Raw genomic sequence first — 12,664 nt, 5'->3', positions numbered from 1 at the left:
CGCGGCGCACGGTGGTGGCGCGTGGGCCGGCCTGCGAATAACCGAATGCCGTTAGCGCGTCGGCGCGCGAGTCGGTCAGGCCGACTCGTTTTGATCGGGCCGGTTCGATAAACGATGCGCGTCCTGCACCCATGCGTGCAGCGCGCGCTCGTATTTCGCCGGGATCGTGATCGTGACCGTGGTGAGGCGTGTGACGTTACCCGGCAGGTCCAGGTACCGCTGCCACGCCTTGCGAACGAGTTGAGACATTGCCGAGCGGTTCATGCCCAGCTTCGCGGCCAGTTCGCGCTGCGGGCGGCCCTTCACGAAAATCTCGTGCAGCGCCCACTGGTTCACCGGCTTGATTCGGGTATCTTGAAGCCGCAACAGCCGGAACTGTTCGGCGGTCATGCGTCGTGTCTTCTGCATTCAAATTCGCCCCGAATTCGGAAGTGAAGAAATCAGTTTTGCGCCGCAGGTCGTTTCGTGGCCGTCGAACGCGGCGGCTTGGCCTTCAACGTTGAAGGCAGGGTCGCCTGCCGCAATCGTGCAGGCGCCGTGGATCGGACACGAGCAGGCGTCGCCGAAGCGCGCGACCGCGCGCCCCATGACCTTGCTGATTCCGGCGCCGGATTCGACCCGGCCGCCATGGGTATGCATGTCGCCTACCCGGATAATTCCTCGCATATGACTCGTCCTCCGAATGATTCGTGTGGTGGTCGCGTGTTGCTCGCACTGTGCCGCAGCGCCGGTCTGCATCACCACGAATAGCCCTGCATGCCGTAATCGACATCGTGTCGGCGTCCCCACCACGGGAGATAGGCGTTGTTTCCGCCGCGCGCGCGGAACCAGTCCTTGGTTGGATCGATCGGCGTGAGCTTCGATGGCGGCCTGACGACGACGGCGACGGGGTGCTCAGCGTCGGTCGTGCCGGCGACGAGTGCGTTGCCGCCGAAGTGGTTGATTCGACCGATCGCGAGCGCGACGTCGGTCAATGCGCTGCCTGTTCCCATGTCGCCGAGCAGGGCGGCGGTGTTGAATGTCTGCTTCTTGTGGTCGTATTCCGGCAGGGTTTCGGTCAGGGTTTGCGTGAGTGCGACGAGTCGTGACGACGCGGCATCGCTGCCGTGGCCTGCATCGTGAACGATGTAGTTCAGGTCAGTGACAGCGACGCCGGCATTGCGGGCCGCTTCGGCGATCGTTGCCTTCCACGCCTGTACGGCGCGCGTCGTGCCGACCTTCGGCGAAAACGCTTTCGTGTCGCCGGTCGCGGCCTTGCCGATCCAGGCGAGTGGTTCCCGCTCGGTGTTGAAGTTGGGGCCGGCGAGGAACAGCACGACAAGGTTCTCGTTGATCTGCGCATCCGTGGGCGGGAAGTTCGGGGCGTCCCAGTTCATTGCCCACGCGGTCTTGTCGGGGTTTGCCTGCAAGTAGTCCAGCGCGTTGTTCAGTGATGTGAAGCCGGCGTTCGCGTTGCCTTGGGTGATTCGGACATCGGGCGGCGTGTCGCGGCTCCAAAGCGTCTTGGGCGACGGCGGCCCGATCTCGAAGAAATTCATCATCCGATCAACCATGCGCGACTTGGCAAAGGTCGGATCAAGTCGGGGCGGAATGGCAATTTCGACGTGTATGCCGGCGAGTTCGCGCCAATCGTTCTGGCGATCGGAGCGCACCGTGTAGAGATACTTTGCGTTGCTGAAATAGCGGGATCGCAGCAATAAAATGAATTTATCGATGTACTTCGCATAGAACCCGTTGAACGTTTCCGTTCCACGATTGCCGTACACCAACGCACCGATCGATCGAAGCGACGAAAATTTTTCGGGTTTGGTGCGCACCATGTCATCGTTCTTGTTCGGTACGGTAAGCCCTTGTGCCCACAGCAATTGCCATTCGGTCGGATAGTCCATACGTTGCAACGGATTCAGCCACATGAGGCCGACAACCTGCGCGACGAACGGCTTGGCCGGCCCTTCGGCTGCTGGCGTTGCATTTCCGGTACGCTCACTAACCGGCACGGCTTGAGCCGGACGCATGATGGCCGTGGTGAAGAGAAACACCATGAGCGCGATCAAGCCGGGAACCACAACGAATCGTTTCATCCTATCTCCAAATGTGCCGTGTCGGGTTGTCCGACGTGCGCCATCAGCGATGCCATGAGCACGGTGGTGATGAGCCATGTCAAAACGGCGATGGCGACGCGTCGCGGCCACGTGGCGATCAGGGCCTTCATACAAGACCTCCGACCTACAGATAAAACTCACCTTCGCGTTCATCCGTTATCGGCGGTCATGCGTCTCAGCACCGGTTGCATCACCACGAATAGCCCTGCATGCCGTAATCGACATCGTGTCTGCGTCCCCACCACGGCAGGTAGGCGTTGTTTCCGCCGCGCGCGCGGAACCAGTCCTTGGTCGGATCGATCGGCGTGAGATTCGAAGGCGGCCTGACGACGACGGCCACGGGGTGTTCAGCGTCGATCGTGCCGGCGACCAATGCGTTACCGCCGAAGTGGTTGATCCGGCCGATCGCGAGCGCGACATCGGTCAATGCGCTGCCCGTTCCCATGTCGCCGAGCAGGGCGGCGGTGTTGAATGTCTGCTTCTTGTGGTCGTATTCCGGCAGGGTTTCGGTCAGGGTTTGCGCGAGAGCGGCGACGCGTGACGACGCAGCATCGCTGCCGTGGCCTGCATCGTGAACGATGTAATTCAGGTCAGTGACAGCGACGCCGGCATTGCGGGCCGCTTCGGCGATGGTTGCCTTCCACGCCTGGACGGCGCGCGTCGTGCCGACCTTCGGCGCAAATGCTTTCGTGTCGCCGGCCGCGGCCTTGCCGATCCATGCGAGCGGCTCGCGCTCGGTGTTGAAGTTGGGGCCGGCGAGAAACAGCACGACAAGGTTCTCGTTGATCTGCGCATCCGTGGGCGGGAAGTTCGGGGCATCCCAGTTCATTGCCCACGCGGTCTTGTCGGGGTTTGCCTGCAAGTAGTCCAACGCGTTGTTCAGTGATGTGAAGCCGGCGTTCGCGCCGCCTTGCGTGATCTGGATATCGGGAGGCGTGTCGCGGCTCCAAAGCGTCTTGGGTGATGGTGGACCAATTTCGAAGCATTGGAGAAACTCGTTGGTAAAGTACGTCTTCGCTTCGATCGGATCAAGCCTCGGAGGCAGTGCGAGCTCGATATGTATTCCGGCAAGCTCGCGCCAATCTTTGGGATTCTCGGATTTCACGGTGTAGAAATAGCTCGCGTTCGCGAAGTAGCGCGAACGCATCAACACGAGAAACTCGCTTACGTACTTGTGATAGAAACCCTTGAATGTTTCTTCGCCCTCGTTGCCGTATGCGATGCCAGCCACCGACTGCAGGGTGGTAAAGGACTTCGGGTCGGTGCGGACCATATCGTCATTCTTGTTGGGAGCGGCAAGCCCCTGTGTCCACAACAATTGCCATTCGGTCGGATAGTCCTTACGTTGCAACGGATTCAACCACATCAGGCCGACAACCTGCGCGACGAACGGCTTTGCCGGCGCTTCAGCTGCTGGCGCTGCAATGCCCGCGGGCTCTGGAACAGGGGCGGCTTGTGCTGGACGCATGATCGCCGTGGTGAACAGAAACACCGTCAGCGCGGCCAAGCCAGGTACGACAAAAAAACGTTTCATCCAATCTCCTATTTCCAAATGTGCCGGGTCGGGTTGTTCGACATGCGCCATCAGAGAGGCCATGAGGACGGTGGCGATCAGCCATGTCAAAACGGCGACGGCGACGCGTCGCGGCCACGTGCCGAGCAGGGGCTTCATACGAACCCCCCGACCTTCAGATAAAACTCGCCTTCACGTTCGTCCGTGATCGCCTCGGGTATCTTTCCTTCGCTATTCGTGGCATGTGCCCATTCGTGCATCGACATTCGATCAAGCATTCCGTATTTAAAGTAGTTGGCGTACGGCTTGTTCGGATTGGAGTCGGGAATGCCGGTCCCTATCCGCCAATCCGCCTCAATGCGCAGCGATTTAAGTTGCTTGTCCGTCAGGTAGCACAAGCCCACCGCAACGTCATACGCAAGCGCCTTCTCGGCATGCTCCGGGTTGGTCATCGTCGTAGAGTGATTGGTCGGGCTATTCGTCGCACCACGATCGAGCCAGTCGGCGATCTGCTTGTCGCGCCATTCCTTGTAGCCCTCGGGCATCGCGCTTTTGCCGTCCTCACCAATTACGTGGCCGTCGCTATCAAGCCATTCCGCATTCAGCGTTCGACGCGCTTCCATGCGCATCAACGCGCGGTCTTCATAGCGCTGTCCGGCTTCCGTTTCCGCTGTACCCTGTGCGACGCTATCCGCGTTCTTTGCGTTGTACTGGTCATACGGATCATCGGCCCGCTTGTCCGCGTCGGCCTTGCTCGCGTCACGCCACGCGGCCGGTGGATCGTTGCCTTCGTTGAAGTCGCTTGTCGCGTCGCCGTCCTTCGTTTCAACGGGCTTGCCGAATCGCAGCGCCGTCGGCGAAAAAGGCTCGTCAAGGGCCGGCGCATCCGCCACCACGGTCCAGCCTTTCGGCGGATCGGCATTCACGCGCAGCATGTTCAACGCCGAGCTGATACCGGTCACGACGAACATGAGCGGTGCGGTCACGAGCGTCGCTGCCATGCCCAAAACTGATTCATTCCCTTTGAGCGCACCGATCAGATTGAACTTGGCGGGTGGCGATGGCGGATACCAGAAGCCCGGTTTCGTTCCTTGCTTGCCATGCCGCCAATCGTCTTCCCAATATCGGTAGGGTTTCTGCACGCCGATCGGGAAACCCGATGCGAACACCCGCTGCGTCAGAATGCCTGCGGCACCGATATCGCCGAGTTCGTGCTTGCTGATCCCGCGCCAGCCGATGCCTTGCACCGTCACCGCTGAAATCACCTGATCGTGCGGACAGCAATACGCGGAGACGCGCCCATACGTCGACCCATTCAAGCCGTGCCGCGCGCGATCCTCTTGCGCCGTATAGGACCGGTTGCTCGTCGGCGATACCCGCTCGTTTGCCATGTCCTCATCGATCTTGCTTGCCAGCAACTCGTGCTCCCTGCGAGCGCCGATGATCGATAGAAACGTGCCGAATGTCTTCGTGCGCGCGGCGTAGGTCTGCCTTCCGCGCTGACCGCTCGCGTCCTTCGTCGCGCGTTGCGACCATGAATCCATGAACGTGTCGGATTTGTACGGGCCGTCCGCATTCGCAAGGCTATACGGCGCATTCGCCAATACGTAGGCATCTGCCACGCAATGTCCGGTCCGCCCCCACGGATCTTCGACATCGGGGAAGGCGTCGCCAAAGAACGCTGCTGTCAGTCCCACGATGTTGCCCTGGCTATGACATACGACGGTAATCGGTACATCAGCCTGCATGCGGCGGATCGACTGGATCAGCCGGGCCAGTCGCAACGCCGCGAGTACGCCATACGCGCGAGGCGGCGCGCGGTACAGCGGCCGATTGGTCGGATTGATGCCTTGCACAGTCATCCACCCCATCGTTCGATCGTCCAGACCCCCGTGCCAAAGATCGGGCAGGCTTGCACAGCCGTTCGTGAACGGACCACCGCCCCAATAGTCCTTCTCGTTCAGGAAGATTTTGTCGCCGTATTCCTTCAGTTCGGCCGCGGTCGCCCGATAGCCCCATCGGAAATGAATGACAGGCGAAAACGACGGCTCGGGTTTGATGTAGTCACCGGACCAAAGCTTCGGATTCAAGAACCCATCCGGCGTCACGCTTTCCGTGTACTTCGCGGGCGTCAGCTGCCCCGCGTCGATGCCGTGATACATCATCTGATCGTCCAGACGCCCGAGCCTGCGATTCATCCCTTTGCACAGCCCGTGCTCCGCTGCATCGAACCATTCACCCTCCGAGTTGACGCCGTGCACGAAGATCACGATGCCGGGCAACGGCAATTGCTTGATGCAGATCAGCGGCGTGTTCTTTGCAAACATCGTCACGCCTTCGCCGCGGCCGACGATGATCTGAGGCGGCGAAGGTCGCGGCGCAGGAACGTCGGGAGCATCGGCTTTCATCGCGGGTTGGCCGCCAGGAGCGGCCGGTACCGTCGGCGGGTCAAGAAACGAATCGGTCATTCAAACTCCTGCGCATTCCTATACGTTTTTCTTGATGAACCGCACCGCCAGTTTCTCGAACTGGTCGGCATCGACGGCGGGCAGTTGGCCGGCCACGTCGCTCGACACGTTCGATACCGGTCCGGACGGCTTTTGAACCTCGCCTTCGAATCCCGCGGCCGCGTGACCGTCCGTCGCGCGGACCAGCTTTGGCACGCGGCCAAGCGTGTCCTGAGCGAATGTCGGCATGTCCGCGTTCATGCTCGCCGGACCATCCCAAGCATGACCGGCCGACTTCACCGTGAACGTGCCGGGGCATCCCAGCTCGATATCGCCGCCGCGCAGCTTGAGATACGCGCCACCGGACGTAACGAGCACGACTTCATCACTCGCGGTGCCAACGAGCTTTCCGCCCGCCGCGGTCAATTGAATGTTCTTCGCCGAGTCGACGCGCGTATCGTCGTTGTGCGACTGGATCGTGACCTTCCCCTGATTCGCGATCGCCGACACGCCGTCGCCGTGCGCAAACATCGCGACGCCGCGACCGGCATGCAAGTTGATGCGCTCGCCGCTCGTGACTTGCACATGTTGCTGCGCGACCTGATCGATGTTCTCGCCCGCATGGATGACGTGCGTTTTGGGCGTGACGTGGAGCGCCCCGGACCGCGCGCCGAATGCGAGCAGCGCGCACGCATCGTCGGCCGCGCCGGCTTGCGCGCCGCCGGGCGTCCAGTTACGGAATGCACTGGCGACGTTGTCCTGACCGCGGGTGTCGGCGGACCGCCCGCCGTGCTGGCCGGCGTAATCGCCGAGCGATTTGAAGAGTTCGGTGCATTGATCGAGCAGGCGAACCAGTTCATCGCGATCGAGCTGTGCACCGGTGGCCCGTGTGCGCGCATAGGTCGACAGCAGGATGCCGCGCGCGGCGCGCAATGCGGCGGCGGCATCGGTGCGCAGCTCCGCGCCTTCGCCGCGCGCCTCCCCATGTCCGTTTTCTCGCGGCTGCGTCAGATACCCGAGATTCAATTCGGTGTGCGCATGTTCGCTCGCCAACTGCGCCGAGATTTGCGACGGCGTATCGTCCAGACGAAGCTGGTTATAACGCCTGCCGTTGATTTCCTTGGTCTTGATGCCGGAGAGGAACCGGTTGCCGGGAAGCGCGCCGGTATGGCTGAAGGTCGCAGGCGGGTTCGCGCCATTGCTCAGCACGCCGATGATGACCAACCGGTCCGGGTCGCCTGCAAGACATCCCAACAGGACTTCCATGCCGACGCGGGGCAGGAACAGCGTCCCGAAGTTGCCGCCCGCCAGATTTGCCCCGACGCGGATGGGTGCACTGTCACCGGCCCGGCCGTTCGTTCCGGCGCCTTGAGCGTGCGCATGATCGGCCGGATCGTAACCGTGGATCCGCACGCGCACGCGGCCGGCGCTGTCGCAAAACACTTCCTCGCCCTGCATGCCGACGATCGTGCCGGTCAGCAGGTGAACCGGCGGCACATCGATCTTCGGATCGTAGGCGGGCTTGAGCGGCACGCCGCGCCGCACGCACGTGAACCGGTTCTCGTAGCGCGTGTCGGTTTGCTCCGACGGATCGGCAGGTGTAGGCGGAGCGGTTTGCGTCAGGTTACGACTCGCCGCGAAAAGTCCCTGGGCCCGACTCGCAAGCTGCGTTGGCAGGTTGTTGCGGATATCGTGTCGAACCGACGTGACGACGAACCGACGATGCTCGATCGGCTTCATATCCAGCTCCGGGTCGCCCGTCAGCGTGAACCAGTGGCCGACCGGCACATCGCGCACGTTGCTGATCCCGTCGTATCGCTCGGCTTCGAACTGGTGAGCCAGTATCCGGTCGCGCGTGATGCGGTCGTGATCGTTCCACGAATCGCCAACATGCGGGATGTCGATCGCGACGTCGGTCAGCAGGTGTGCCAGATCGTTTCCCGATTCACCCTGATGGAGGCTGGCGACGGCCGTTGAATCGTCGATGCGCGCCGTCTTGTAGTCCCACGACGGACGGCGGACCTTGCCGGACGACAGGCTCTGGCGGTGCGCAAAGAGCGTCACCGTGTCGCGCTGCGCAGCGCCCGCGTCGCGAGGATGAAGGCGCAGCGCACCGGCCGGTGCCTCTTTCAGGCAATGCGGATCGTCGCAAAATACGAGCGTGTGAACCGGCTGCTCGTCAGCCATGCCGTGCACGCGTCCGACCGGCGCGGCCTTCACGAAGACCGTGATGCCTTCCCGGCGCAGCAGACGCCGGATGAAGCGCGCGTCCGATTCGTTGACCTGCCGCGTGAGCTCGCGCAGCGGATAGCGATCGGCCTGCAGCCCGGACAGGTCGAAATCGAACGCGCGCGCGAGTGCGTAGCTGCGCTGTTTCCATTCGTTCATCAGCGTCGCGAGGATTTCCGGCACGCTGCGCGAGCGGAATACGCGGGCGTTCGTGCGACCTTCCATCAACGACAGCGCGTCACACACGTGCAGTTGATAGACGGTCAGTTCGCCGTCGGATTGACCGGTCCGCACTTCGCGCACGATCGCATTGATCGCGCGTACGCCGCCCCGATCGGTCGTCACCCGAACCGACACGGGCAGGCCGAGAAACAGCGCCGGCGACAGATGGTCGTGGGTGGATACGCAGGTCAGCTGCCCTTCGATTCCGGACATCAGCCCGTCGTGGATATCGGCGTGATGGAGCGCCAGCAGATGGCCGACCGCGCGTTGCGCGCGCCCGAAATGGAGATCGACTGGCCGCGGGTTCCCGTCAATCAGACCAGACGCAAAATTACGGAGCGTTTTTGCTATCGACATCACGCTAATCTCATTGCTTTGTTTCAGAATTCTGATTTATTTGAAATTGAATATCGGTATGGTTAAAGGCGCAAAGCCGCTAAATCGCGCGGCGGAGATTAGCAAGTTTTTCGGGCTCGGAAAATGTATTTTTATTTCGAGATTGCGCGATTTGTCTTTAAGAAACAGTATTTTGCGTTTGTCGCGATCTGTTTGTTTTTTAAAAATCTTATGTTGGGAGGGGATTGATGCTGTCTCGACAATTGTTCGGTGGACTGCGCGGTGGGGGGGCGGGTTCTTTTGTCCGAATAAAGCAAGTATGGATTTTTAAAAACTCGATTTGTCAGACATAAAGGGGAATGACTGCATGTTGCAGTATCGGAAAAGATGCGAACGGGATCGCACTCGTGCCTGCGCAGGCAATGTGCGGGAACGCATGATGTCTATGAGGGATTCCCCCGTAACACGCCGGTGAACGTCACGTGGACGCCCGTGGCCCACCGCCTGGCGCTTTCCCGCCGACGCTTCCCACCTCCGGCTCCCGATTATTTGCATTTCGCGAATGGCGCGTTCGCCGGTTGTTCCATACCCGATCGGCGGCCGCGCCCCTATCGTTCGGGCGTCGGCTGATTGAATTCGACGCCTGCAACCGGAAAGGCGGCCGCCATTTCCTCGCGACTCTCGCGTCGCATCGCACACAAGACAACGGACCTGGCTTCATGCACCGACGCTCCGGCGCGTGCAGGCGGACCAATCCACGGAGACAGACATGAAAGCAAACGAGTGGGATACCTCCTATGAGTGGAAGGCGGTGACGCTGCTGGCGCTCGGTTTCGGGCTGGTCGGCCTCGACCGCTGGCTCATCGCGCCGCTGTTCCCATCGATCATGAAGGACCTGAACCTGACCGCGCAGGACGTCGGCAACTGCATCGGCGTGCTCGGCCTGTCGTGGGGCATCTTCGCGGCGCTGATGGGCGGCATCTCCGACAAGATCGGCCGCCGCAAGGTGCTGATCCCCGCCATCGTCGCGTTCTCGCTGCTGTCCGGCTTCTCGGGGCTCGCGGGCGGGCTGCTCGGCCTGATCGCGATCCGCGGGCTGATGGGCGTGGCAGAAGGTTCGTTCTGCCCGACCAGCTTCGCGGCGACCGCCGACGCGTCGCACCCGCGGCGGCGCGGCCTGAACCTCGGGCTGCAGCAAAGCGGCTTCGCGCTGTTCGGGCTGGCGCTGTCGCCGATCATCGCGACCCAGTTGCTCAACGTCGTGTCGTGGCGCTGGGTGTTCGCGCTCGTGGCCCTTCCCGGGCTGATCCTCGGCGCGATCATGTTCTTCGTGATTCGCGAACCGAAGCGCACCAAGGAGGTCGCGTCGGAACACGCGCCGGCCTCGCTCGGCCATGTGCTCAAGAGCCGCAACATCCTCGTCGCGATGGCCGCGCTCTGTTGCGCGATGACCGGCGTGTTCGTGCTCGGCGCGCTGCTGCCGCTGTACCTGACGGACTACCTGTCGCTCGGCACGCAGAAGATGGGCCTCGTGGTGTCGGCGATCGGCTTCGGCGGCTTTCTCGGGCAGTTCGGGCTGCCGGGCCTGTCCGACCTGGTGGGGCGCCGCCTTGCGAGCATCGTCGGCTTCGCCGGCACGGCGGTGATGCTCTACATTTTCCGCGGGCTCGGCCCGCAGCCGGTCGTGTTGTTCGTCGTCCTGTTCGTCGCGTCGTTCTTCACGCTCGGGCTGGTGTCGCTGCTGTCGGGCCCGGTGGCGACCGAAGCCGCGCCCGTCGGCCTCGTGTCGACGTCGATCGGCGTGGTGGTCGGCTGCGGCGAGATCTTCGGCGGCGGCATCGCGCCGGCGCTGGGCGGCTACGTCGCCGCGCACTTCGGGATCCAGAACATTCTGTGGCTGCCGATGGTGGCGGTGCTGCTCGGCATCGTGGTCAGCATGCTGCTGCGGGAAACCGCGCCGGCCGTGCTGCAGCGCCGCGTGGGCGTGCAGCCGGAGCTGACGGCGGGCGAACAGCCGTAACGTGCGGTCGCACCCGCACCCGCACCCGCACCCGCACCCGCACCCGCACCCGCACCCGCACCTGCACCCGCACCTGCACCCGCGCCCGCACCTGCACCCGCGCCCGCGCCCGGCGGCCCTGCGAGATTGACACCTGTCGGGTGACAGTGTGACGCTTTGCGCATGCTCCAACCAGCCGGCAGGTGCGGTTAGACTGGCGGTTTCGCTTTTCGGAAAAGGCGCCGCATGGACCGCTTTCTGAGCATCGAGGCATTCGTCAGGGTCGCGGAGGCGAGCAGTTTTGCGGAAGCGGCGCGACAGCTTGGGGTCACCAGTTCGGTCGTGACGAACCGCATCCAGCAGTTGGAGAAGTTCGTCAACGCGCCGCTGTTCCATCGCAGCACGCGCCACGTGCGGCTGTCCGACGTGGGCGAGACCTTCTACCGCGAATGCGCCGAGGTGGTCGGGCGCGTCAACGAGCTGACCGACCAGATGCGCGAACTGCGCGCGACACCGACCGGGCGGCTGCGCATCCAGATGCTGCCCGGTTTCGCGCTCGATCACTTCGGCGTGCCGCTCGCCGAATTCAATCGGCGCTACCCGGGCATCCAGCTCGACATCATCGTCAACGACCGTGTGGTGGACCCTGTCGAAGAAGGGTTCGACATCGCGTTCCAGATCTTCCCGCCGATTTCCGAATCGCTGATCGAGCGGCGCCTGTTCGTGGTCCGACGCCTGTTCTGCGCGTCGCCCGCCTATCTCGACGCGCATGGTGCGCCACAACATCCGCGCGAATTGCTGCAGCACACGACGGCGCTGTATTCGGGTTATCCATCACGCAACCGCTGGACGATGACGCGCGGCGACGAGGTCGTCGAAATGGAATTGCCCGGCATGATCCGCTCGAACTCCGTGCATTTGCTGCGCGAGTACGCGCTGACGGGCGGCGGTGTCGTGTGCCTGCCCACGCTGGTCGCGAGCGAGGCGCTCGTCGCGAGCCGGCTGGTGCCCATCCTCACCGACTTCCAGATCGCGCCGCTGAGCTTCGCCGCCGTCTATCCCGCCACGCAGCGACAGGCGTTGAAGGTGAAAGCGCTGGTCGAATTCCTCGCCGAATACATCGGCGACGAATCGCCGTGGGACCGTCCGCTGCTGGAGCGCGGCTGGGTTCGCTGAGCCGGGCGATTATTCGCGAAACGCAAATGCCGTAGTCGCGCTCCGTTGCCTTGTTGAGGGGCGCCCTTGCCCCTAGAGTTGAATCCAACAAGCGGTACAACTCAGGAGACAGCAATGACCGACACGGCATTCCACACCGTCTTTGGCTCGCTCGACAGCTACACCAAGGGCGAGATCGAAATCACCAGCGGCAGCGCGCAGCACTACGCCTTCTCGAACGTGTTCGAGGTGGCATCGAAGTCGGCCCCTTACGAGAAGGTCGTCGCCGGCAAGAACCTCGAATACGTGATCGAAGTGCTGCGCACCGACGGCCAGTCGCCGTGGTTTGCCTGCGCGCACGACGAGTTCGCGATCCAGATGGATGGCGAAGTCCGCATCGAATTCATCAAGCTCGACAACCCGCCGACCACCGGCCGCGGCACCGTGAGCGCCGGCACGCAGCCGGCGGGCCGCGAGATGGGCTACGTCGTCCTGCGTAAGGGGCATCAGGCGCTGCTGCCGGCCGGCTGCGCGTATCGGTTTTCCGCCGTCAAGCCGGGCGTCGCGCTCGTGCAGACCGTGCTCGGCGAACTGTCCGTCGAGAAGTGGGCCGACATCTGCCTGCACTGACCGATCCGACTGCCCCCCATTCGACTATTCC

The 12,664-nt window shown here is 62.7% G+C and carries 10 protein-coding genes; 3 read left to right on the top strand and 7 right to left on the bottom strand.

Features of this window, described 5'->3' with window-relative positions:
• Positions 1-75: 75 nt before the first annotated feature.
• The 7 genes from ACVK00_RS04030 to ACVK00_RS04000 form a co-directional block, all read right to left on the bottom strand.
• On the bottom strand, positions 76-390 hold the full coding sequence (locus ACVK00_RS04030; RefSeq protein WP_228891702.1) for a TrfB-related DNA-binding protein: 315 nt from the start codon (positions 388-390) through the stop codon (positions 76-78).
• Positions 391-408: 18 nt separating this feature from the next.
• Positions 409-666 (bottom strand): PAAR domain-containing protein, encoded by a 258-nt coding sequence (locus tag ACVK00_RS04025; protein ID WP_006761954.1) that lies wholly within the window; start codon positions 664-666, stop codon positions 409-411.
• Between the two features lie 71 nt (positions 667-737).
• On the bottom strand, positions 738-2,081 hold the full coding sequence (locus tag ACVK00_RS04020) for a virulence factor (protein ID WP_284900866.1): 1,344 nt from the start codon (positions 2,079-2,081) through the stop codon (positions 738-740).
• Positions 2,078-2,212: a hypothetical protein gene (locus tag ACVK00_RS04015; RefSeq protein WP_284900865.1), complete on the bottom strand. Its 135-nt coding sequence runs from the start codon at positions 2,210-2,212 to the stop codon at positions 2,078-2,080. The genes ACVK00_RS04020 and ACVK00_RS04015 overlap by 4 nt, the downstream gene beginning before the upstream one ends.
• An 80-nt stretch (positions 2,213-2,292) precedes the next feature.
• Complete coding sequence (locus tag ACVK00_RS04010; protein ID WP_435521254.1) at positions 2,293-3,774, bottom strand: virulence factor; 1,482 nt, start codon at positions 3,772-3,774, stop codon at positions 2,293-2,295.
• Positions 3,771-6,023, bottom strand: coding sequence for a T6SS effector phospholipase Tle3 domain-containing protein (locus ACVK00_RS04005; protein WP_435521278.1), 2,253 nt, complete (start codon positions 6,021-6,023; stop codon positions 3,771-3,773). The genes ACVK00_RS04010 and ACVK00_RS04005 overlap by 4 nt, the downstream gene beginning before the upstream one ends.
• Before the next feature lie 78 nt (positions 6,024-6,101).
• Complete coding sequence (locus tag ACVK00_RS04000; protein ID WP_284898159.1) at positions 6,102-8,870, bottom strand: type VI secretion system Vgr family protein; 2,769 nt, start codon at positions 8,868-8,870, stop codon at positions 6,102-6,104.
• 748 nt (positions 8,871-9,618) lie between these two features.
• On the opposite strand from ACVK00_RS04000, the gene ACVK00_RS03995 reads away from it, so the two are divergent.
• The 3 genes from ACVK00_RS03995 to ACVK00_RS03985 all read left to right on the top strand — a co-directional run bounded on the left by ACVK00_RS03995 (position 9,619) and on the right by ACVK00_RS03985 (position 12,633).
• Entirely contained in the window at positions 9,619-10,869 is a 1,251-nt protein-coding gene (locus ACVK00_RS03995; protein WP_284898162.1) for an MFS transporter, read from the top strand.
• Positions 10,870-11,094: 225 nt separating this feature from the next.
• A complete protein-coding gene (locus ACVK00_RS03990; RefSeq protein WP_284898165.1) occupies positions 11,095-12,024 on the top strand; it encodes a LysR family transcriptional regulator in 930 nt (309 codons plus the stop codon).
• A gap of 114 nt (positions 12,025-12,138) precedes the next feature.
• Complete coding sequence (locus ACVK00_RS03985) at positions 12,139-12,633, top strand: cupin domain-containing protein (RefSeq protein WP_284898167.1); 495 nt, start codon at positions 12,139-12,141, stop codon at positions 12,631-12,633.
• Positions 12,634-12,664: the final 31 nt, after the last annotated feature.

The sequence above is a fragment of the Burkholderia sp. PvR073 genome (assembly GCF_054055695.1).
The sequence above is the reverse complement of the archived record's forward strand: the minus strand, read 5'-3'. Positions and strand labels throughout refer to the sequence as shown.